The organism is Bacillus sp. Bos-x628 (assembly GCF_040500475.1).
GTDB lineage: Bacteria > Bacillota > Bacilli > Bacillales > Bacillaceae > Bacillus > Bacillus maqinnsis.
Genome location: NZ_CP159358.1, coordinates 308,217 through 330,902 on the forward strand (window position 1 = coordinate 308,217; position 22,686 = coordinate 330,902).

General features: G+C 40.0%; 26 protein-coding genes. 21 read left to right on the top strand and 5 right to left on the bottom strand.

Annotated features, from left to right (window positions below; all coding sequences use genetic code 11):
- Positions 1–22 precede the first annotated feature (22 nt).
- Complete coding sequence (locus ABVJ71_RS01620) at positions 23–316, top strand: YesK family protein (RefSeq protein WP_353855302.1); 294 nt, start codon at positions 23–25, stop codon at positions 314–316.
- Between the two features lie 14 nt (positions 317–330).
- On the opposite strand, the gene ABVJ71_RS01625 is transcribed toward ABVJ71_RS01620, so the two are convergent.
- Entirely contained in the window at positions 331–1,224 is an 894-nt protein-coding gene (locus ABVJ71_RS01625; RefSeq protein WP_353855303.1) for a YegS/Rv2252/BmrU family lipid kinase, read from the bottom strand.
- Positions 1,225–1,381: 157 nt separating this feature from the next.
- Here ABVJ71_RS01625 and ABVJ71_RS01630 point away from each other — a divergent pair, with 157 nt between their 5' ends.
- The 6 genes from ABVJ71_RS01630 to ABVJ71_RS01655 all read left to right on the top strand — a co-directional run bounded on the left by ABVJ71_RS01630 (position 1,382) and on the right by ABVJ71_RS01655 (position 5,920).
- A complete protein-coding gene (locus tag ABVJ71_RS01630) occupies positions 1,382–1,819 on the top strand; it encodes a BrxA/BrxB family bacilliredoxin (protein WP_353855304.1) in 438 nt (145 codons plus the stop codon).
- 199 nt (positions 1,820–2,018) lie between these two features.
- Positions 2,019–2,786 carry a transporter substrate-binding domain-containing protein gene (locus ABVJ71_RS01635; RefSeq protein WP_353855305.1) on the top strand — a complete coding sequence of 256 codons (768 nt, stop codon included), beginning with the start codon at positions 2,019–2,021 and terminating at the stop codon, positions 2,784–2,786.
- Between the two features lie 126 nt (positions 2,787–2,912).
- Positions 2,913–3,572, top strand: a complete 660-nt coding sequence (locus ABVJ71_RS01640; RefSeq protein WP_353855306.1) for an amino acid ABC transporter permease — start codon at positions 2,913–2,915, stop codon at positions 3,570–3,572.
- Complete coding sequence (locus tag ABVJ71_RS01645; protein ID WP_353855307.1) at positions 3,565–4,287, top strand: amino acid ABC transporter ATP-binding protein; 723 nt, start codon at positions 3,565–3,567, stop codon at positions 4,285–4,287. The genes ABVJ71_RS01640 and ABVJ71_RS01645 overlap by 8 nt, the downstream gene beginning before the upstream one ends.
- Positions 4,288–4,403: 116 nt before the next feature.
- Positions 4,404–5,357, top strand: a complete 954-nt coding sequence (locus ABVJ71_RS01650; RefSeq protein ID WP_353855308.1) for an aromatic acid exporter family protein — start codon at positions 4,404–4,406, stop codon at positions 5,355–5,357.
- 53 nt (positions 5,358–5,410) lie between these two features.
- Positions 5,411–5,920: a L,D-transpeptidase gene (locus ABVJ71_RS01655; protein ID WP_353855309.1), complete on the top strand. Its 510-nt coding sequence runs from the start codon at positions 5,411–5,413 to the stop codon at positions 5,918–5,920.
- Between the two features lie 33 nt (positions 5,921–5,953).
- On the opposite strand, the gene prli42 is transcribed toward ABVJ71_RS01655, so the two are convergent.
- A complete protein-coding gene (gene prli42, locus ABVJ71_RS01660) occupies positions 5,954–6,046 on the bottom strand; it encodes a stressosome-associated protein Prli42 (RefSeq protein ID WP_149865350.1) in 93 nt (30 codons plus the stop codon).
- 108 nt (positions 6,047–6,154) lie between these two features.
- Between prli42 and mce the strand changes: the two genes are divergently transcribed.
- From mce to ABVJ71_RS01680, 4 genes are read left to right on the top strand one after another with little or no spacing between them, the layout of a single operon-like run.
- Positions 6,155–6,568 carry a methylmalonyl-CoA epimerase gene (gene mce / locus ABVJ71_RS01665; protein WP_353855310.1) on the top strand — a complete coding sequence of 138 codons (414 nt, stop codon included), beginning with the start codon at positions 6,155–6,157 and terminating at the stop codon, positions 6,566–6,568.
- Between the two features lies 1 nt (position 6,569).
- Positions 6,570–8,036 (top strand): acyl-CoA carboxylase subunit beta, encoded by a 1,467-nt coding sequence (locus ABVJ71_RS01670; protein ID WP_353855311.1) that lies wholly within the window; start codon positions 6,570–6,572, stop codon positions 8,034–8,036.
- Positions 8,037–8,051: 15 nt separating this feature from the next.
- On the top strand, positions 8,052–9,173 hold the full coding sequence (locus tag ABVJ71_RS01675; RefSeq protein WP_353855312.1) for a M20/M25/M40 family metallo-hydrolase: 1,122 nt from the start codon (positions 8,052–8,054) through the stop codon (positions 9,171–9,173).
- 14 nt (positions 9,174–9,187) lie between these two features.
- Complete coding sequence (locus tag ABVJ71_RS01680; RefSeq protein WP_353855313.1) at positions 9,188–9,652, top strand: chemotaxis protein CheW; 465 nt, start codon at positions 9,188–9,190, stop codon at positions 9,650–9,652.
- 43 nt (positions 9,653–9,695) lie between these two features.
- Here the strand turns inward: ABVJ71_RS01680 and ABVJ71_RS01685 are convergent, their stop codons facing one another.
- Complete coding sequence (locus ABVJ71_RS01685; protein WP_353856514.1) at positions 9,696–10,475, bottom strand: membrane protein insertase YidC; 780 nt, start codon at positions 10,473–10,475, stop codon at positions 9,696–9,698.
- Positions 10,476–10,540: 65 nt separating this feature from the next.
- Positions 10,541–10,822, bottom strand: coding sequence for a hypothetical protein (locus ABVJ71_RS01690; protein ID WP_353855314.1), 282 nt, complete (start codon positions 10,820–10,822; stop codon positions 10,541–10,543).
- A gap of 181 nt (positions 10,823–11,003) precedes the next feature.
- Here ABVJ71_RS01690 and ABVJ71_RS01695 point away from each other — a divergent pair, with 181 nt between their 5' ends.
- The 10 genes from ABVJ71_RS01695 to ABVJ71_RS01740 all read left to right on the top strand — a co-directional run bounded on the left by ABVJ71_RS01695 (position 11,004) and on the right by ABVJ71_RS01740 (position 21,109).
- The gene (locus ABVJ71_RS01695; protein ID WP_353855315.1) at positions 11,004–11,996 is read left to right on the top strand and encodes a carbon-nitrogen hydrolase family protein; all 993 of its coding nucleotides are present in this window, start codon (positions 11,004–11,006) and stop codon (positions 11,994–11,996) included.
- Between the two features lie 148 nt (positions 11,997–12,144).
- Positions 12,145–13,389 carry a DNA polymerase IV gene (locus ABVJ71_RS01700; protein ID WP_353855316.1) on the top strand — a complete coding sequence of 415 codons (1,245 nt, stop codon included), beginning with the start codon at positions 12,145–12,147 and terminating at the stop codon, positions 13,387–13,389.
- A 98-nt stretch (positions 13,390–13,487) separates the two neighbouring features.
- A complete protein-coding gene (gene gndA / locus ABVJ71_RS01705; RefSeq protein WP_353855317.1) occupies positions 13,488–14,897 on the top strand; it encodes an NADP-dependent phosphogluconate dehydrogenase in 1,410 nt (469 codons plus the stop codon).
- A gap of 111 nt (positions 14,898–15,008) precedes the next feature.
- Positions 15,009–15,854, top strand: a complete 846-nt coding sequence (locus ABVJ71_RS01710) for a GRP family sugar transporter (RefSeq protein ID WP_353855318.1) — start codon at positions 15,009–15,011, stop codon at positions 15,852–15,854.
- 12 nt (positions 15,855–15,866) lie between these two features.
- Entirely contained in the window at positions 15,867–16,652 is a 786-nt protein-coding gene (locus tag ABVJ71_RS01715; protein ID WP_353855319.1) for an SDR family oxidoreductase, read from the top strand.
- Between the two features lie 151 nt (positions 16,653–16,803).
- The gene (locus tag ABVJ71_RS01720; RefSeq protein ID WP_353855320.1) at positions 16,804–17,115 is read left to right on the top strand and encodes a PTS sugar transporter subunit IIB; all 312 of its coding nucleotides are present in this window, start codon (positions 16,804–16,806) and stop codon (positions 17,113–17,115) included.
- Positions 17,116–17,118: 3 nt separating this feature from the next.
- On the top strand, positions 17,119–17,451 hold the full coding sequence (locus ABVJ71_RS01725; RefSeq protein WP_353855321.1) for a PTS lactose/cellobiose transporter subunit IIA: 333 nt from the start codon (positions 17,119–17,121) through the stop codon (positions 17,449–17,451).
- Between the two features lie 26 nt (positions 17,452–17,477).
- Positions 17,478–18,824: a PTS cellobiose transporter subunit IIC gene (celB, locus tag ABVJ71_RS01730; protein WP_353855322.1), complete on the top strand. Its 1,347-nt coding sequence runs from the start codon at positions 17,478–17,480 to the stop codon at positions 18,822–18,824.
- A complete protein-coding gene (locus tag ABVJ71_RS01735) occupies positions 18,814–20,214 on the top strand; it encodes a glycoside hydrolase family 1 protein (protein WP_353856515.1) in 1,401 nt (466 codons plus the stop codon). The genes celB and ABVJ71_RS01735 overlap by 11 nt, the downstream gene beginning before the upstream one ends.
- Before the next feature lie 172 nt (positions 20,215–20,386).
- Positions 20,387–21,109, top strand: a complete 723-nt coding sequence (locus ABVJ71_RS01740) for a GntR family transcriptional regulator (protein WP_353855323.1) — start codon at positions 20,387–20,389, stop codon at positions 21,107–21,109.
- Between the two features lie 95 nt (positions 21,110–21,204).
- On the opposite strand, the gene zwf is transcribed toward ABVJ71_RS01740, so the two are convergent.
- Positions 21,205–22,680: a glucose-6-phosphate dehydrogenase gene (gene zwf / locus ABVJ71_RS01745; protein ID WP_353855324.1), complete on the bottom strand. Its 1,476-nt coding sequence runs from the start codon at positions 22,678–22,680 to the stop codon at positions 21,205–21,207.
- Positions 22,681–22,686 lie beyond the last annotated feature (6 nt).

Consider the following 22,686-nt stretch of genomic DNA (forward strand, 5'->3'; position numbering starts at 1 on the left):
AAAGAGAAAGGAGCGGCAAAGTATGTCGGGATTAGACTTTTTTGCGTTTCTGACAATCGGACTCATGTTTATAACGGCGATTGCATTCGCATTTCTACGATATATTTCGAAATCACGCAATCATCCTGAGAAATTATTCCTCTTATTATCCATCGTTTCGTTTATTCAAATGGCGTACTGCTTGTTCATTGTCGGCGGATTTAAAGGGGCTGCGAATAGCTTTCTAGGCGTCTCGTTGCTGCTTGGCACGCTGTTTGGATATACACTTGAATATTTATACAGACGCTGTATCAGAAAAACGCCCGAATCCAAATGACTCCGGGCGTTTTTTTATTCTGCTGGAACAATAAAGGTCAGGTGCTGTTTAAGAACTTCAAGATGTGAGGGTGCTTTCATGTAGACTTCACCATCTGTATCTGCATCCATCTCCGTTTTTGTGAGAATATTGATGTGAGACGCCTGTATGAGGGATAAGTCACCTGTGAAATCCTCTAGTTCTTCTCGATTCATTGAAAAAATTTCTTTTAAAGCAGAGAAACTTGTGTTTCTGCAAATCAAAATTTCGGCTTTTCCATCATCAATCGCTGCATTCGGTAAATCGATTTTATTTGTTCCGATGTATTGCCCATTCATGACGAGAACGATGACGGCTTCTTCTTCCCAGTTTTCCTTTTCAGTTTCAATCCGAACGTGAAAAGGCTCGGTTTGCTGAAGTGTCCGAATGGCGCTTGTGAAATAACTGATTTTACCGAGCACGGCTTTTTCTTTGTCATTAATATTATTTGAGGTTTCTGCAATGAGCCCGATTCCCCAGAAGTTTAAAAGGTATCGATCCTCGGCTTTGATCAAGTCAACCTTTTTTTCAGTTCCATCCACGATCATTTGAGCCGCTTTTTGTATTTGTTGCGTGATTCCAAGTGTTCTAGAGAAATCATTGCACGTCCCTCCCGGCAAAATGGCAACGGCAGGCCTTTTCGTTAAACCGCCAATTCCATTAATACACTCATGAACGGTTCCATCACCGCCTAATATGATCAACAACTCAATCGTCTCATCAATCGTGCGGCAAAAATGATAGGCATCCTCAGGCTGTCTAGTAGGTTTAAGAATGAGTTCATCGATATGTAGAGAGAGGAGAGGCACTGTTTGAGCTAGTATTTTTTCAATGTTTTTTTGTCCAGCATTTCCATTATAAATGAGCATTGCTTGATTAAATTGTGCCATGGCGCAGTTCTCCCTTCCAGCTTTTTATTCATCACTTTTCCCCAATTTGGCATCTCATAAACGATGGTGCTGAAAAAGACAACACATTTGCCCGTTCCAGCTTTCCTTGATATGATGAAGTAAAATGGTGAAGGATACGTAGAAGGAGTGAAAGGATTTGAATATTGATTTTAACTTATTTATGAATGATATTGTCAGACAAGCAAGAGAAGAGATCAGGCAAGCAGGTTACACAGAACTTACAACACCTGAAGAAGTGGATGAAGCGCTTACTAAAAAAGGAACGGCACTTGTGATGGTGAATTCAGTGTGCGGATGTGCAGGGGGAATAGCAAGACCAGCAGCTAGCTATTCTGTTCATTACGATAAGCGCCCAGATCAATTACTGACAGTGTTTGCTGGTCAGGATAAAGAAGCGACTGCGAGAGCACGTGAATACTTCGAGGGCTATCCGCCATCCTCTCCCTCTTTTGCACTTTTAAAGGATGGGAAGATCATTAAAATGATAGAACGTCATGAAATTGAAGGGCACGAGCCTATGGAAGTGGTCTCGAAACTTCAGGCGGCTTTCGATGAGCATTGTGAAGAATTTTAAAGAACCCCTACAATTGTACTAAATAGATGTGAAACAGTCTGGTCTTTAGATCGGACTGTTTTTTTGTTTTATATGACATTAGAATCAAAATGATTTTAGCAAAATACTATTGCATCTCAAAAAGAAAGTGTTTAAAATACATTATAGTGAATAAATATTCAAACCTACACATGAGTTTAAATACTGGGAGGCATTTTATATGAAAAAGTGGTTATTATTACTTATGACAGTTGGTCTTGCAACTGCACTCGCAGCTTGCGGAACTTCTTCTAATAATTCAAACGCATCAGGAGATGACAAAACACTCGTGATGGCGACATCAGCAGACTATCCGCCATTTGAATCTAAAGATGGCGATAAAATTGTCGGTTTTGATGTAGACCTTGCAAAAGCACTTGCGAAAAAAAATGGCTATAAGCTAGAAATTCAAGACATGGACTTTGCGAGCCTTGTATCAGCCCTAAAAACGAACAAAGCAGACATTGTTCTTGCGGGGATGACACCGACAGAAAAACGTAAAAAACAAGTCGATTTTTCAGACATTTACTACAATGCAACAAACATGCTCGTAACTAAGAAAGATAGCGGTATTCAATCTGAAAAAGACCTTCAAAACAAAACAGTAGGTGCTCAGTTAGGCTCTATTCAGCTTGATGATGCCAATGCAATGAAAGATAAATATCACTTGAAAGTAGAAGATCGTAATAAAATTTCTGATTTAGTGCAAGAAATTAAAGCAGGTCGCTTTGATGCAGCGATCATCGAAGATAAAGTGGCTGCTGGCTATTTGAAAAAAGAAAAAGATTTCCAAGCATTTCAATTAAATAGTTCAAACGAAGGCTCAGCGATTGCATTTAAAAAGAATAGCGATTTAACAGCGAAATTTAATCAATCATTAAAAGAAATGAAAAAAAATGGCGAGCTTGATCAATTAATTGAAAAATGGTTTGTGAAAGAAGACAAATAAACCATCATAAAAGGTCAGCGTCATCTTATTTAAGCTCATGCACAATCACGCTGAAAAGTTCAACATGTGTTGAGCTTTTTTCCTTTTATTTTAATCATTGCCTTTTTATGAAGGCAAAAAGGAGATTTGAAAATGAATTTCACAGAAGTTATTCCTCAAATGCCATTTATTTTAGAAGGGTTAAAGGTAACACTCTCAATTGTTGTTGTTTCTCTTTTTCTCGGATTTATTCTTGGTGTTTTATTAACCCTATGTAAAATTAGTGTGTTTACACCACTCATTTGGATTGCAGATTTTTATACATCGATTTTTCGAGGCACACCACTTGTTCTTCAGCTATTAATTATTTATTTTGGATTACCTCAATTGATTGGTTTTCAAATTGATCAGTACTGGGCAGCAGTAGCGGCATTTTCATTAAACTCAGCAGCGTATGTATCAGAGATTATTCGTGCAGGCATTAATGCGATTGATAAAGGTCAGAAAGAAGCTGCGATCGCTCTAGGTGTTCCTTATGCTAAAATGATGAAGGACTTACTGCTTCCACAGGCATTTAAGAATATTTCACCAGCCCTTGTGAACGAAATGATTACACTGACAAAAGAATCCGCTATTGTGACCGTCATTGGACTAGGTGATGTCATGAGGCGTGCCTATCAAGCAGGGGCGATTACGTATAGTTATCTCGAACCGCTTATTTTTGCCGGTCTCATTTATTATGTTATCGTGCTGATTCTCACCTTTGTCGGCAAAGCGGTGGAAAGGAAGTTAACAATAAATGATTAAAATAGAAAAGCTCACAAAATCATTTGGGAAAAATGAAGTATTGAAAGGAATCGACACAACCATTGAAGAGGGACAAGTTGTGGCAGTCATCGGACCGTCTGGTTCAGGAAAATCTACGTTCCTTCGCTGCATGAACTTACTTGAGAAACCGACTTCCGGCGTCATTACGATTAAAGATACTGAAATCACTAACCCTAAGACAAATGCATTAAAAGTGCGTGAGAACATCGGAATGGTATTTCAGCACTTTCACCTATTTCCACACAAAACGGTATTGGAAAATATTACGTATGCACCTATAAATGTGAAAAATCAGTCTAAGGAAGAAAGTATCAAACAGGCCGAGTCCCTTTTGAAGAAAGTCGGGCTTTTAGAGAAGAAAAATGATTATCCGAACCGCTTATCGGGCGGACAAAAGCAGCGTGTAGCCATTGCACGTGCTCTTGCCATGAAACCAGACATCATGCTTTTTGACGAACCAACCTCCGCACTTGACCCTGAAATGGTCAAGGAAGTATTAGACGTCATGAAAGAGCTAGCTCAATCGGGTATGACGCTCGTGATCGTGACACATGAAATGGGCTTTGCCAAAGAAGTGGCTGACCGTGTAATCTTTATGGATGATGGGAAAATTGTGGAAGATGCAAATCCTGTTCAATTCTTTGAAACGCCATCTTCACAGCGAGCTCAAGAGTTCTTACAAAAAATATTATAAAGAAAAAGAAGGAGACTTAACATCTTCTTCTTTTTTTGATTATAATGGGAAAAGTAAAAAAGTTCATCATTTCACAAAAGTGAATAGAATAAAGACAGAAAAGAGTGAAACGCATCATGTTTAAAATCGGCTATCGAACGCTGAAAACAGCTTTAGGAACAACTCTAGCCATCTATATTGCTCAATTGCTTGGTCTGCAAAATTATTCATCTGCTGGCATTATTACGATTCTTTGTATTCAAGTAACGAAAAAACGGTCATTGCACGCATCGGGAGCTCGTTTTGCAGCGTGTAGCCTTGCCATTTTATTCTCTTACTTATTTTTCGAGCTCATCGGTTATCATCCATTCGTCATTGGTTTGATGTTGCTTCTCTTCATTCCTACAACCGTCTTATTGAGAATGAAAGAAGGTATTGTGACAAGCTCTGTCATCATCCTTCATTTATACATGTCTGGCGGGATTACCCTTAGTTTAATCTGGAATGAGCTTCTTTTAATTACAATTGGTGTCGGTGTTGCCCTTATTATGAACCTGTATATGCCGAGCGTTGATAAAAAGTTAAAACAATACAGTGAACAGATCGAAGCCAATTTTGCCAAAATCTTTGAAGAAATCGAACAATACTTAATGACAGGGAAACAAGATTGGACAGGAAAAGAAATATCAGAGACACATCAATTGATCAAAGAAGCGAAAGCCCTTGCTTACCGAGATGTCGAAAATCATGTACTGCGGCATGAAAATCTGTATTATCATTACTTCAACATGAGACAAAAGCAATTTGAAATCATTGAGCGTGTCCTTCCTAAAATTACGTCTATATCTATTACTACAGAGCATGGACAAATCATTGCAGAATACATCAGAGATTTACGTAAGCACATTCATCCTGGGAATACGGCGCATAAGTTTTTAAGAAGGTTGATTGATATGAAAAAAGAGTTTGAAGCACTTCCGCTTCCAAAAACAAGAGAAGAATTTGAAGCAAGAGCAGCACTTTTTCATTTCCTCGGAGAAATGGAACAGTATTTAGTGTTGAAAAGCTATTTTAAAGGGATAAAAGAATAGAGACGCATGAGTTCCCCCTTCATTGGTCAATCTAATGAAAAAAGGAGGAGCTTATGCGTCTTTTATTTTATACAATGCTTTCTATGTCTCTCTCGCCCATATGGCCGCTCGGACAGAACCCGCTTCCGGGAGACCCCTTTGTGATTATTAATAAACAGACGAATGAACTTGCTTATATTGATGATGGAAAGGTGCAAGCAGTGTACCCTGTTTCTACAGGGAAAACGGCTGATTTGACGCCAGAAGGAGAGTTTACCATTATGATCAAAGCGAAAGACCCTTATTACAGAAGAAAGAATATCGAAGGCGGCGCAAAGAACAATCCTCTAGGCAGAAGGTGGATTGGATTTGATGCAAGAGGCACAGATGGAAGAACTTATGGAATTCATGGAACAAATGACGAAACATCAATTGGAAAATTTATCACTGCAGGCTGCGTGAGACTGCATAATCGTGATGTGGAACAGTTATTTGATCAAATCCCGATTGGAACAAGAGTATGGATTACGAAAACAAGCGATTCGTTTGTAAAGCTTGCCAAAGACAAACAGGCGATTCGTTAACAGAACGAGTGACCTGTTTGTCTACTTTAAAACTTATAAAAAAGTAGCAGCTCCTGCTAATAGTGAGGAAATAAGCAGCAAGCTAATCATAAGTAACACCATAAATTTCATGAATTTCTGTGACATATCGCACCCCTATCACTCAAGTTTTTGCGACCAGCGCACCTTTTTTTATTTTATCTGGTTTTTTCATACTCGACAAGTAATCAAAAAAGGAAGTGAACATGTGAACAGATGAACCAAATTGATCATATTGCCATTGCTGTTTTTTCTATTAAAGATACGAGTCAAACGCTTCGGGAGCTTTTCAACTGGCGATTTTCAGGCGTTCAAGAAATCCCCGATCAGCTTATCAGGGCTTCGTTTGCATCACTTGGTGACATTCACATTGAATTGATTGAACCGATGTCAGATGACAGCAAATTACATACTTTCTTAACAAAAAGAGGAGAAGGTCTTCATCATATCGCCTTAAAGTCGGATGATCTCAAATATCATCTCAAAAATTTTGATCAGCTTGGTGTACAATTGCTTCAAAAAGAGGCGAAAAAGGGTGCTGACGGGAAGCGTATTGCGTTTATTTCTCCGAAGGAAGCTTCTGGTGTGTTATTTGAACTGTGTGAGCCTTTGAAAGGAGAGGGAATATGACATGAATGAATCGATCAATGAGTTATATGAATGGCGTAAGCAAGCGGCAATGGGAGGCGGAGAAAAGCGTTTAAAGGCTCAAGAGGACAAAGGAAAGCTTTCCGTCAACGAACGGCTCGATATGCTACTCGATCCAGGAAGCTTTATGGAAATTCAACCATTTGCAAAAGGTCATCACTCTGAGCACCTAGGAGACGGAGTCATCGTTGGAACGGGTTTGATTCATGACAGACCTGTATGTGTCTATGCACAAGATGCGACAGTATATGGCGGTTCATTAGGAGAGATGCATGCTAAAAAAATCACATCCTTAATGGATTTTGCCGCTAAAAATCAGATGCCGATCATCGGTCTGAAAGACTCAGGTGGTGCGAGAATTCAGGAGGGTGTGGTATCATTAGAAGGGTACGGTCAAATTTTTAAACGAAATGTGTTGTACTCTGGTCAGATTCCGCAAATATCAGTTATTCTAGGCTCATGTGCAGGTGGTGCTGTGTATTCGCCTGCACTGACAGACTTTGTATTGATGACCGAACAAACGGCCCACATGTTTTTAACTGGTCCTAAAGTGATAGAAAAGGCAACTGGAGAAACGGTCTGTCCTGAGCGGCTAGGCGGTGCATTTATTCAGCACCAGACAAGCGGCAATGTGCACTATACTGGGAAAGATGAGAAGGACGTGTTAAAGGCTGTTCGCACACTTTTAACGTACATACCGACTAAACAGAAGACTGCCTGTCATGCTGTGGAAAAAACGAAGCATGACCCAAGTGATCCTGGTACTATTTTGCCAAAGGATCCGGCACGAACCTATGATGTGAAAAAAATGATTACCGCTTTAACTGATCACGTCTCATTTTTTGAAACGCAGCCTTGTTTCTCTAAAAATATTGTCACTGGTTTTGCAAGATTACAAGGGTCTTCTATTGGAATTGTAGCCAATCAGCCCAAGGTGCTGGCAGGAAGCCTTGATCTTGACGCTGCAGATAAAGCGGCAAGGTTTATTCGTTTTTGTGATGCGTTTCATATTCCTATTTTAACGCTTGTTGACGTCCCAGGTTTTTTACCTGGGGAAAAGGCGGAGCATGCAGGGATTATCCGGCATGGAGCAAAGCTGCTTTATGCGTATGCTGAAGCAACTGTACCTAAAGTCACTGTTATTTTAAGAAAAGCGTTTGGCGGTGCTTATGTCGCAATGAATAGTAAGGGCTTAGGGGCTGACTTCGTATATGCATGGCCAGAAGCAGAAATTGACGTGATGGGAAAATTATTTGCAGATGAGATTGTTAAATCCGTTACGCACAAGTCAGACGTCGAACCAACTGTATTGAAAGCGGCTCAGTTGGGGCTCATAGATGATATTTTAACTCCAGCTGAAACGAGAGAGCGATTGATTCGCTCATTTGACCTGCTTCGCAGTAAAGATGAAGATAGACCATTAAAAAAGCATGGCAACATGCCGCTATAGAGGAGGAGCACGATCATGATCAATGAGAAACGCTTACTAGACGAATTTTTAGAACTTGTTCAAATCGATTCTGAAACAAAACACGAAGAAAAAATTGTTGAAGTATTAAAAGAGAAATTTACGCAGCTTGGTCTTAAGGTGGTAGAAGATGACTCTAAAAAGACAACAGGTCACGGTGCAGGCAACTTGATCTGCACACTTGAGGGGAATCAAGAGGCGGATACAATCTATTTCACTTCTCATATGGACACAGTTGTTCCAGGTAAAGGTGTAAAGCCGATTGTTGAAGACGGCTATGTCAAAACAGATGGAACAACAATTCTAGGTGCAGATGACAAAACAGGACTTGCTGCTATGTTTGAAGCCATTAGGGTGCTGAAAGAGAAAAATTTGCCTCACGGTACCATTGAATTTGTCATTACAGCCGGCGAGGAATCAGGGCTAGTCGGAGCAAAAGCGTTAGATCCTAAGCTGATGACGGCTAAATACGGCTATGCACTAGATTCAGATGGTGAGGTCGGGACCATTATCGTTGCGGCACCAACACAAGCGAAAGTAAAAGCAACCATCTATGGAAAAACAGCTCATGCAGGAGTTGCACCTGAAAAAGGCGTGTCAGCGATTACCATTGCAGCAAAAGCGATTGCGAGCATGCCGCTGGGGCGCATTGATGAAGAAACAACGGCTAATATCGGCCGTTTTGAAGGCGGAACTCAAACAAATATCGTCTGTGAACAAGTAGATATTCTTGCTGAAGCACGCTCATTAGAACCTGCAAAAATGGAGGCACAAGTAGCAAAAATGAAAGAAGCCTTTGAAAAAACCGCTAAAGAAATGGGCGGAAGTGCCGATGTACAAATTGACATCATGTACCCAGGCTTCAAATTCTCTCATGGCGATCAAGTCGTTGAAGTGGCGAAAAAAGCGGCTGCAAAAATTGGCCGTCCTGCTGAACTTCAAACAAGTGGAGGAGGCAGTGATGCAAACGTCATCGCAGGTAACGGCGTTCCAACAGTGAACCTTGCTGTTGGATATGAAGAGATTCATACGAAAAATGAGAAAATGCCGATTGGAGAATTAGTCAAAACAACTGAAATGGTTCTCGCCATTATAGAAGAAACGACAAATCCATCGTAAAGGCAGGAGACACTGTGAGCACCCAAAAGATCATTATTTTCCAAGTAGGACAAGAGGATTTTGGCATCAGTGCAGAACATATCCGTTCAATAGAGAAGGTCCCCTATTTACAAGAGGTATCTAATCTTCCAAAAGAGATCAAAGGACTCATGTCATTAAGAGGAGAAGTCATTCCAGTCTGTGATACTGGCACGATGCTTCACGGCAAACCTCTTGAAGTCAACGAAAAGTCCAAGATTCTGCTATTTGAACTAAACGATCACATGATTGGTTGCCTTGTCTCAGATGCAAAGGATATCATTAATATCACGCTGGATGAGATTAAGCCATTTCATATGAACACGAAAGCATCCGAGTATTTCTTCGGGGTAATTGAGAGAGAAAACAAGATGATTTTACAAGTGGACCCTAATAAGTTTCTCGGGAAAATTGATGATGTAGATCATTTGCCACAACTCATCAAAGAAGAAATGGCTTAATAGAAAAGCCCCCTTATCTAAAAGTGATAAGGGGGCTTGTTTATTAATCAGCAGCTGGCTTTATTTGCTCATTTTTCGCAGCTTTCGTTTTTGACTTTTGGTACATCTCATTTAGAATAACCGTTTGGATCGTAAGTAAAAATCCACTTGTCATCCAGTATAAAGGAAGAGCTGCCGGAGCATGAATTGAGAGAAATAGCATCATGACCGGAAAAATCATACCCATGATTTGTGCTTGCTTAAGTGCAGCTTCCGTTTGTGTACCTGATTGCTTCGCATATCTTTGCGTGACATAAAATTGCAAGAAATACATCGCACCTGCAAAGATCGCCACCAATAGATCGGTTTGTCCTAAGTTAAACCATAAGAACGAATGTGCAGCAATCTCTGGTGTAGAGCGAATCGCAGAATAAAAGCCAAGAACAATCGGAATTTGAATGAGCATTGGCAGACAGCCCATGGCCAGCGGATTGACATTGTTCTCTTTGTAAACTTTCATCATTTCCATTTGCAGTTCTTTTTGTTTTTCAGGTTCTTTCGTTTTCTTTAGTTTGCTTTGAATTTGGTCAATCTGTGGCTTGATCTGAGCCATTTTTTCCTGCATCACTTTTTGTTTTTTAAATTGATTAGCAAAAAGCGGGAAAATTAATAGGCGGACAATCAGCGTCACAAACATAATTGATAAACCATAATCATCATGAAAGAAGTTCGCAAGCCAAATGATCAATTCAGAAAAAGGTTGTACAAAGTAATGATGAAAAAACCCATCAGTATTCGTATTTGTTTGCGCACTTGTAGCAAATACGGGAGAAGCTGTCATCATCAAAAATAAAGTAAAACCTACAGTAAATAAACGTTTCAATTCGTTTCCTCCTTCAATTATTAAATCTAATAAGAGAGAGGAAGCGGATGGTCTTCGTCATCATTTGATGATCTTTTCATTCGAATGACTTTACTAATCCAAGTTGTAATGCGATCATAGATGATAAACAGAAAGTCTGTTCGATTCAATAAAGATGCGCTCAACTCTTCTAAACGATCTCCACCAAGATGCTCGTTCATCCGGCAATCTTTTAATAAGAAAGCAATGCCGATGGCCGTAAGCGCTGGAAGAACAATCGTAAAGAATTCAACAAGGAAAAAGACTTCATTGAATGTATCAATAATCATGATTATCACATCCATTTCATTACTGACAGTGTACTATACACATTGTTAAATGTCTAACAGAACCACGTGTTTCTTCCATTGAACAAAAATCCTTATTTTAACTAAAATGGTAATTGTCATCCAAACTTCATAATTCCTATCTTATAATTAAATGGAATAGAAGAAATGGAGGTTTTGAAATATGACAAGTATTTACCCTAAATTTCGAGCAGCTGCGGTACAAGCAGCACCCATCTATTTAAATTTGGAGGCAACAGTTGAGAAATCATGTGAAATGATTGACGAGGCATCTTCAAATGGCGCAAAGCTTGTGGCATTCCCAGAGGCATTTTTGCCTGGTTATCCTTGGTTTGCTTTTATTGGTCATCCAGAATATACAAGAAAGTTCTATCATGAATTGTATAAAAATGCAGTGGAAATTCCAAGCTTAGCAATTCAAAAAATAAGTGAGGCAGCGAAAAGAAATGAAACGTACGTTTGTATATCATGCAGTGAAAAAGATGGTGGCTCTCTCTATTTAGCTCAACTTTGGTTTAATCCAAATGGGGATTTAATAGGAAAACATCGAAAAATGAGAGCTTCTGTAGCAGAAAGATTAATCTGGGGTGATGGAAGCGGAAGTATGATGCCGGTTTTTCAAACGGAGATTGGAAATCTTGGTGGGTTGATGTGTTGGGAGCATCAAGTGCCGTTAGACCTTATGGCGATGAATGCCCAAAATGAGCAGGTACATGTTGCATCCTGGCCAGGTTATTTTGATGATGAAATTTCAAGTCGATATTATGCCATCGCGACACAGACATTTGTGCTGATGACTTCATCTATATATACTGAGGAAATGAAAGAGATGATTTGTTTAACACAGGAGCAAAGAGATTACTTTGAAACATTTAAGAGTGGGCATACGTGCATTTACGGTCCAGATGGAGAACCGATCAGTGACATGGTTCCAGCTGAAACAGAGGGGATTGCTTACGCTGAAATTGATGTGGAAAAAGTGATTGATTTTAAATATTATATTGATCCGGCTGGACACTACTCTAATCAAAGTTTGAGTATGAATTTTAATCAACAGCCCACGCCGGTTGTTAAACATCTCTACCAGAGTAAAAATGAAGTGTTAACATATGAGGATATTCAATATCAAAATGGTATACTTGAAGAAAAAGTTTAAATGAACGTGGAGCCTTCTCTTTCTTAGGAGAAGGTTTTTTTGAGGAAAGGTAAATCAAATCAATGTATAATTGAGCATAAAAGGTAATCTGCAATGATTGATTCATGCTGAACCGATTATAAATATAGGTAGACACGAGAATGGGGTTATGCCAATGTCAAATATTATTTTTCATATAGACATGAATGCTTTTTATGCCAATGTAGAAATGGCGTATGACCCTTCACTGAGAGGAAAACCTGTAGCCATTAGCGGAAATGCAAAAGAGCGTAAGGGAATCGTCGTGACTTGTAGCTACGAGGCAAGGGCATTAGGTGTGAAGCCGCCTATGCCATTGTGGGAAGCGAAGCGGCTTTGTCCTGGACTGATTGTACGAACGCCCAATTTTGACCGGTACCGTAGCTCTTCACAAGAAATGTTTGCGATATTAAGAGAATATAGTGATTTAGTCGAGCCAGTTTCCATCGATGAAGGCTACATTGATCTCACGCATACACCTTATGCACAGCATGCAGTCAAGACAGCAAATGATATTCAGTCAAGGCTTGTAGAAGAGTTAATGCTTCCTTCAAGTATCGGCATTGCGCCGAATAAATTTTTAGCTAAGATGGCCTCTAACTGGAAAAAGCCGATGGGGATCACCATTATGCGTAAACGAGACGTGCCGAATATGCTTTGGCCGCTTCCAGCAGGTGAAATGCATGGCGTTGGTCAAAAAACTGCCGATAAATTGAAGAAGGTCGGAATTCATACGATTGAAGATTTAGCCAAAGCGAATGAGCACGCATTAAAAGAATTATTAGGCATCAATGGACCAAGGCTAAAGCAAAAAGCGAACGGCGACCATAACGGAATTGTAGATCCAGAGCGAATATATGAATTTAAATCAGTTGGAAACTCTTCAACACTTCCTCACGATTCAGATGATGCCGTTGAGCTGACAGCATTAATAGAGAAGTTATCACAATCTGTGAGTATGAGGCTCAGACGAAAAGAAGTCATGGCGAACCGGCTTTTGATTATGATACGGTATGCAAGCTGGAAGAATATCACAAGAAGTGTTATGCTCACGAATCCAACAGATCGTAAGGAAGACATTTTTGAAGCAGCGAAACAACTATTTCTAAAGCACTGGAATGATCAGCCAGTGAGGTTACTTGGCGTAACAGGTACAGATCTCGTTGAAAGAAAAGCAGCCGTCAAGCAGCTTGATCTATTTTCTTATACTGAAGATGCGAAAGAAGAGCCGCTTCAATCCATTTTAGATGGATTGAAAGAAAAATATGGAAAATCATTGATTCAGCGAGGGGTGACCATCAAGGAAAATGAGAGCAAAACGAGTGGAACAAGTTTTAATAAAGACTTTTTTCAGGATGAAAGAGGAAATGACTAGCCTGAAAACTTGATAAAAGAGGTGATGTTGTGGTAATTTCAAAGGGTACATCATTTCAGCAGTAATCAATAAAGTGTGTTAGAAGGGACGTCAGAATTATGTCAAAACAACAAATCGGTGTGATTGGATTAGCCGTTATGGGTAAAAACCTTGCCCTTAATATTGAAAGCCGCGGTTTCTCCGTTTCCGTTTATAACAGATCTAGCAACAAAACAGAAGAGTTTCTTCAGGAATCGAAAGGGAAAAACGTTGTTGGAACATACAGCATTGAAGAATTTGTTCAGTCACTTGAAACACCACGTAAAATTCTGTTAATGGTAAAAGCTGGTGCAGCAACTGATGCAACCATTCAATCATTACTTCCTCATCTAGAGAAGGGTGACATTTTAATTGATGGTGGAAATACATATTACAAAGATACACAAAGACGTAATCAAGAGCTTGCAGAAAGTGGTATTCATTTCATCGGAACTGGTGTATCTGGCGGTGAAGAAGGTGCACTTAAGGGGCCATCTATCATGCCCGGCGGTCAAAAAGAAGCACATGAGCTTGTGAAGCCAATTTTAGAAGCAATTTCTGCTAAGGTTGACGGTGAGCCATGTACGACTTACATCGGTCCAGATGGAGCAGGACATTATGTCAAAATGGTCCATAATGGAATCGAGTACGGAGACATGCAGCTCATCTCTGAATCATACTTTATCCTGAAGCATGTAGCTGGACTTACTGCACAAGAGCTTCATGAAGTATTCTCAGAATGGAATAAGGGAGAGCTTGACAGCTACTTGATCGAAATTACAGCAGATATTTTCACTAAAGTGGATGAAGAAACAAATCAGCCGCTTGTTGATGTCATCTTAGATAAAGCAGGACAAAAAGGAACAGGGAAATGGACAAGCCAAAGCTCACTTGATCTAGGTGTACCTCTTCCAATTATTACAGAGTCTGTATTTGCCCGCTTTATTTCAGCAATGAAGGACGAGCGTGTTGAAGCAAGTAAATTGATTAAAGGACCTGAGCCGACGCAATCAACTGAAGATAAACAAACTTTAATTGAAGCGGTGAGAAAAGCGTTATTCATGAGTAAAATCTGCTCATATGCTCAAGGATTTGCGCAAATGAAAGCAGCGTCTGATGAATATAACTGGGATTTGAAATACGGCGAAATTGCGATGATCTTCCGTGGTGGGTGTATCATTCGTGCAGCGTTCTTACAGCAAATCAAAGAAGCGTATGACCGTAACCCTGAGCTGAAAAATCTATTGCTTGATCCTTATTTCAAGAATATCGTTGAAAGCTATCAATCATCACTTCGTAAAGTCATTTCACTTGCTGTAGAACAAGGAGTGCCTGTTCCTTCATTCTCAAGTGCGCTTGCTTACTTTGATAGCTATCGTACAGCTGTACTACCAGCAAACTTGATTCAAGCACAGCGTGACTACTTCGGTGCACATACGTATGAACGTACTGATAAAGAAGGTGTATTCCATACTGAATGGATGAAATAAGATCGAACACATAAAACCTTACCTTTACTTTAGGTAAGGTCTTTTTGCGTTTTTATAAAAATGCGAAAAAGAGGGATGCTATGTAAAAAAGAATAGAAAGTAGGGATTGAAGTGGGCATCTTATATGCGCTTCTCCCAGCTATATTTTGGGGAAGTATTGTTCTGATCAGTGTGAAACTTGGTGGAAATGCGTATCAGCAAACGCTTGGCATCACCCTCGGTGCATTTTTATTTTCGATTGGTGCTTTTTTTATTAAAATGCCAGAGCTAACGCCGCTTATTTTTGGGGTGTCTGTGATTTCAGGGATTTTCTGGAGTATTGGACAGATGAACCAGCTTTCAAGTGTGGTCTATCTCGGGGTTTCAAAGGCTGTGCCTTTATCAACGGGCATGCAGCTTGTCAGCACGACATTATTTGGCGTTCTGATCTTTAAAGAATGGCAAACCATGACGGTGATACTTATTGGTTCTTGTGCGATTTTGTTGATTATTGCAGGGGTTGTGTTGACATCTCTAGGTCAGAAAAAGAATGACGGAAATAGTGGAGGCAATTTCAAAAAAGGAATTGTGATGTTACTCATATCAACGGTTGGTTATGTTGGGTATGTGGTCATCTTAAGATGGTTTGATATTGATGGATGGTCCGCACTTGTTCCGCAATCAGTTGGTATGCTTCTTTCATCCTTGGCTATTAGTCTAAAGCAGCAGCCACTTAGCAAGTACACATTCAGAAATATCCTTGCAGGTTTTGTTTGGTCGACAGGGAATTTGGGACTTCTTTTGGCCATACCACTCATCGGGGTAGCTGTCAGCTTTTCCATGTCACAAACAGGTATCGTCATTTCGACATTAGGCGGTATTTATTTTCTAAAAGAGAAAGCATCAAAAACAAGCTTTGTTATTGCAGGCTGCTTGATGATCATTCTAGGCGGCGTGCTATTAGGTTTTACAAAATAGGAGGTGATACGAATGTATCCAGATTTGGAAGGAAAAACAGTATTGATTACAGGAGCTGGTACAGGAATAGGTCAAGCGATGGCACTTCGGTTTGGTCAAGAAAAAGCAAATGTCGTCATCAATTATTTCTCTGACCAAGAGAATCCGGATGAAACGATTGCTGAAATTCAAAAGAATGGAGGACAGGCCGTCAAGATTCAAGGTGATGTGTCAAAAGAAGAGGATATGCAAGCAATGATTGACCAAGCAATCCATACGTTTGGAAGCCTTGATGTCATGATCAATAATGCAGGAATAGAAAACGAAGTCCCTTCAACAGAAATGACTCTTGATAATTGGAACAAAGTGATGTCAACCAATTTAACTGGCATGTTCCTAGGCTGCCGTGATGCACTTAAATATATGACGGAAAATGGCATTGAAGGGTCCATTATTAATATGTCATCGGTTCATCAACAAATTCCTTGGCCTCATTTTGTCCATTATGCAGCAAGTAAAGGAGGCGCTAAGCTTCTCACAGAAACATTAGCATTAGAGTATGCGCCTAAGAAAATTCGGATTAACAGCATAGCACCGGGAGCGATTGATACCCCGATTAATGCTGATAAATTCAATGATCCAGCATTGAAAGAAGGCGTCATTGAGCTGATTCCCATTGGTTATATTGGAAAACCTGAAGAAGTGGCAGCAAGTGCAGTTTGGCTCGCCTCAAAAGAAGCAAGCTATGTGACAGGATTGACATTATATGTTGACGGCGGCATGACAAAATACCCTGGATTTCAAGCAGGAAAAGGGTAAACAGAAAAGGAAAAAGCAGCGTAAAAGCTTAAAAAACGCTGCTTTTTTATATAAAATACAAACATATAACATTAAATGTATAGACATTTAAAAGAAAAAATATATAATATTATTTGAAAGCGCTTTTATTATGAAGAAGGGGTGAGAGAAATTGAAACGTATTTTATTGGCATGCAGCTCAGGAATGTCTACAAGTTTACTAGTCACTAAGATGAAAACTCATGCTGAGGCGATTGGAGAAGAAGCCGAGATTTGGGCAGTAGGGCAAGATCAAGTAAGAAAGGAAATGGCGAAAGCAGACGTAGTGTTAATTGGACCTCAAATGAGTTTTTTAAAAGGAGAGCTTCAGCAAAAGGCGGAAAAATACGGTATTCAGGTAGATGTCATTGATATGCAGGCGTACGGACTCGCAGATGGGCAAAAAGTATATGAACAAGCGGTTTCATTGATGGGAGAATCTTGAAGGATGGAAAAAAAGACACTCGAAGGGCTTACAGAGGAACAGGTCAGTTTTCAATTGATCTTACATAGTGGCAATGCTCGAAGCAAATTGTTGCAATCACTTAAACGATATAGAGAGTATGCAGAAGAAGAAGCGTTCGAGCTGATGAAGGAAGCGGAAGAGGACTTACGGAATGCCCATGATATTCATTTTCAAATGGTTCAAAAAGAGGCAAGCGGAGAAGTCGCAAATTTTTCCTTACTGCTCATGCATGCTGAAGATCATTTAATGTCGACCATTACGATCAAAGAGCTTGTAGGGGAGCTCTTGCCGCTATTTCAATCGCTGAAACAATAAAGGGTGTAAAATAAGGGGGGAAACCAATGTTTGATAAAATCAGTGCGTTTTTGGTTCCGATTGCCGGAAAATTGAACAACAATCGCTATTTAGGTGTGTTGCGGGATGCCTTTATGCTTGCGTTTCCGTTAACCATTTTTGGATCCATTATGGTTGTTTTAATGAACTTGCCTTTTTTAAATACAATCATGAGTCAATCTGCATTGGAAGGGTTCCAGTCTGCACTGAATATTGCACCAAGTGCTACAATTAGCATTATGACAGTGTTTGTTGTCTTTGGGATTGGCTATTATTTATCAAAAAGTTATGAGGTGGAAGCTGTATTTGGAGGCGTGATCGCTCTTGCCTCTTTCTTATTACTTACTCCATTTTTATTAGAGCAAGAGGGAGTCGGATCAATTGCTGGTGTCATTCCCGTCGATCGTTTAGGCGCAAAGGGCATGTTCCTTGGAATGATTACAGGCTTCTTATCTGCTGAAATTTATCGGTATTTTGTCAAAAAGAAATTTGTGATCAATATGCCACAAGGTGTGCCGCCAGCTGTTTCAAAGTCCTTTGCTGCACTGATTCCGGCTATCCTTACACTGACAGCCTTTTTGATGATCAACATCATCATAACACAAGGTTTTCACACAAATATGCATGATCTGATTTATCATGCAGTTCAAGCGCCGCTTGTTGGACTTGGAAGCGGTATCATTCCGACGCTTATCGCTGTTTTCTTTATTCAAATTCTTTGGTTCTTTGGCTTACATGGCCAAATTATTATCAATTCGGTCATGGATCCCATCTGGAATACCCTTTCTATTCAAAACCTTGAGAGCTATACAAAAACAGGTGAGGTTCCAAACATCATTAGCAAACAGTTTATCGAAGTATACACAGTTGGAATGGGTGGAACGGGCATGACGCTGGCAGTTGTGTTTGCGATTTTAATATTCCTAAAAAGCAAGCAATTAAAACAAGTGGCCAAGCTCGGCTTAGGACCAGGATTATTTAACGTGAATGAACCGATTATCTTCGGTTTACCAATTGTGATGAATCCGCTCATACTGATTCCATGGATATTGGCTCCAATGGTCATTACATGTGTGTCTTATTTTGCAATGGTAGCAGGAATTGTTCCGCCGCCTACAGGCGTGAATATTCCTTGGACGGTGCCTATTTTTATCAGTGGGATTATGGCAACTAATTCATTAGCCGGTGGTCTGCTTCAACTGTTTAATTTAATGATTGTGTTTGTCATTTGGTTCCCATTCCTTAAATTTATTGACCGTATGAATGTCAAAAATGAAAAAGTATCAACAACAGAAAAAACGAAACAAACAAACATCAAAGGAGAAGGGGATTCAATTCATGTCGATGGAAACTAGTCAGCAAACATATACATTTCCAAAAGGTTTCTGGTGGGGATCAGCAGCATCTGCTACCCAAACAGAAGGCAGCGTCCCTGGAGATGGGAAAGGTCCGAATATTTGGGATTATTGGTTCGAGCAAGAACCAACTCGATTCTTTAACGGAGTAGGGCCAGGAGAAACATCACAATTTTATCGAAAGTATAAAGAAGATATTCGCCTCATGAAAGAAATTGGGCATAATTCGTTTCGTTTATCCATTTCATGGTCACGCCTTTTACCTGAAGGGAAAGGAGCCATCAATGAGGAAGCTGTCGCTTTTTACAATGATGTGATCAACGAGCTTATCGCAAATGATATCGAACCATTTGTGAATCTGTACCATTTTGACATGCCAATGCAATTACAGAAAATTGGTGGATGGGTGAACAGGCAGGTGGTGGACGATTATGTGAACTATGCCACATTATGCTTTCAATTATTTGGCGACCGTATCAAAAAGTGGTTTACTCATAATGAACCCATTGTGCCTGTAGAAGGCGGGTATATGTATAGCTTTCATTATCCAAACGAAGTGGATTTCCAAAAAGCTGTACAAGCAGGTTTTCATGAAATTTTATCAAATGCCAAGGCGATTCAGGCTTATAAACAGCTCAAGCAAGGAGGGAAGATTGGCATCATCCTAAATCTGACACCATCGTATCCTAGAAGTCAGAATCCACAGGATGTAGAAGCAGCAGAGATCGCCGATGCTTTCTTTAATCGGTCATTTTTAGACCCTGCTGTGAAAGGAAATTTCCCGGGAAAACTAGTGACGATTTTAAAGAAAGAAGGGTTTATGCCTCATATGGAAGAAGGAGATCTTGCACTGATCAAAGAGAATACCATCGACCTTCTCGGAATCAATTATTATCAGCCAAGAAGAGTGAAAGCGAAAGAGCATATGCCGCACCCGAGTGCACCTTTTATGCCAAACCATTATTTTGATTCGTTTGACATGCCAGGCAGAAAGATGAACGTATATCGAGGCTGGGAAATCTATGAAAAAGGCATTTACGATATTTTGAAAAAGATTCAAGCAGACTATGATAATATTGAATGCTTTATCTCCGAAAATGGAATGGGTGTTGAAGGAGAAGAACGTTTCATGGATGAGGAAGGTGTCATTCATGATGATTACCGAATCGAATTTATTTCAGAGCATTTAAAGTGGGTCCATCAAGCGATTCAAGAGGGAAGCAATGTAAAAGGGTATCACTTGTGGACGTTTATGGACAACTGGTCATGGACGAATGCGTATAAAAATCGCTATGGGTTTGTCTCTGTTGATTTGCAAGAAGACGGAAAACGAACCATAAAAAAAAGCGGACATTGGTTTCAATCGGTTTCAGAGAAGAATGGTTTTTAACGAAATATTTACTTGCTCTTTCATCAAAAAGAGCAAGTGTTTTTTCTATAGCTATGGAGAGAGCGAAACTTTTAAGCTGATCAGGCTTCATGTAGAATGAGAGAAAGGCAAGAGATCGCTGCCATATAAGCAGAAATAACGCGAAATAAAACATGTCAGTTGGTGGTGTGAGATGACAAAGTATGAACTCATTTCAGAAGAAATTAGAAAACGAATAGGATCTGCATTTTATCCAGAAGATCAACCCATTCCAGATGAAAACACGCTTGCCGCTGAATTCCAATGCAGTCGAATGACGATGAAGCGTGCGCTCGATATTCTTGTTGCTGAAGGTTTGCTCTTTAGAAAGAGAGGTCATGGCACATTTATTGTGAAAACCGCGCTAAACCAAAGCGCAGTCAATGTATCAGGTCAGGAAAACAAAGGGTTAACCAAAGTCATGGCAGACAAAAAAGTCACAAGCCAAATCATTCGCTTTGATGTCCATTTTCCAAGCAAAGAGGTGGCAGCTCATTTATCCATTGAACCGAATACGCCAGTTTATGATATTATCCGGCTCCGCCTTGTAGAAGAAGAACCGTATGTATTAGAAAAGACCTTTATGCCGGTGAACGTCATAAAAGAGATAGATGAAGAAGTCCTCAAAGGTTCTGTTTATGAATACATTACAAGCACACTTCATTTGAAAATTGCTGGAGCGCACAAGAAAATCAGAGCAGCCAAATCAGACGGTCTCGATCAGCTTTATTTAGGGTGTGAACCGAATGATCCGGTTCTTGAAGTGGAGCAGGTGGCCTATTTAAACATAGGTCGTCCTTTTGAATATTCCTTTAGCCGGCATCGCTACGATAAGTTTGTCTTTTCAACTGTGGAAATTACGAAAACAGGTCTTTAAAAAGGGTGAGCTAAGTTCAAGGAATCTTATATATCCATATTGTGCTTTCACAATCCCTTTAAAAAAGAGCAGCTCCCCTGAGGAGACTGCTCTTTTTATATATTCCACCAATGATATCCGTCTTTTTCAAGAAGCTGATCGGCTTCTTTTGGCCCCATAGAACCAGAAGGATAATTTGGCTTTAAGTCTTTGTTTTCTGCCCATTTCTCGGAAATTGGGTCGACAAAGTTCCAAGATAGAGCCACTTCATCCCAGTGAGCGAAATTCGTTGCGTCGCCTAATAAACAGTCATGAATGAGCTTTTCATATGCTTCTGGTGTATTCATGATGTCATTATAGTTTGTTTGGTAGTCCAGTTTAATTGGTTTTGCATAGGTCCCGCCATCAAGTTTACGAGCGTTCAGGTGAAGGGTAATCCCTTCGTCAGGCTGAATGTGAATGACCAGTAAGTTCGGGTGCATGGAATTGCCGTTTCCATAGTACAGATTCATTGGAATGTCTTTAAATTGAACGACGATTTGAGTGGATTTCTTCTCTAATCGTTTTCCTGTACGAATGTAAAATGGAACGCCTGCCCATCTAAAGTTGTCAATCAGCAGTTTTCCAGCAACAAAGGTTTCTGTATTTGAGTTCGGGTCCACATTTTGCTCTTTAAGATATGAAGGAACAAGGTTGCCATCAATTGATCCAGCATCATATTGACCGCGGACGAAGAATTGATCGACCTCTTCTTTAGAAATCGGACGAAGGGCACGTAGCACTTTCCGTTTTTCGCTTCGGATTTCCTCTGTATTCAACTTGATTGGAGGCTCCATAGCTAAGAGTGCCACCATTTGAAGCATATGGTTTTGTACCATATCTCGCAGTGCACCCGAATTTTCGTAATATCTGGCTCGGTCTTCTACACCTAAAGATTCACTAGATGTAATCTGGATGTTAGAAATATAACGGTTTGTCCACAGTGGTTCAAAAATCGCATTTGCAAAACGAATGACTTCGATGTTTTGAACCATTTGTTTACCGAGATAGTGATCAATACGATAAATTTGGTTTTCTGAAAACGCACCACGAATCTCTTCATTCAATGTTTTCGCACTAGGTAAGTCATGTCCAAATGGTTTCTCAATCACAAGCCTTGACCAGCCGGTTGTTTCGGACACACCTTCACTCTTTAAAAACTTCGCAATCGTTCCGAAAAATTCCGGTGCCATTGCTAAATAGAACATGCGATTATTTGGAATACTGTATGTTCCTTCAAGTCTGGAAAGAAGTGTATTGAGTGTTTGATATGAAGCAGGACTTGATACGTCAAAATCATGATAATAGAAATGAGAAATGAACTCTTCTGTTTTCGCTTCCTCATCATCAGATGAGACGGATTCTTTCACCACAGCTCTGAGGTCCTCGTGAGACCAAGGACGGCGTCCAACACCTACAACGGCGAATTGATCTCCAAGCTTTCCGCTATGATAAAGTCTATGTATAGAAGGGTACAGCTTGCGTTTTGCAAGGTCTCCTGTTGCGCCAAAAATGACAATCACTGCTTTTGGATAGTTCGTTTCTGTATTCACGAAAAG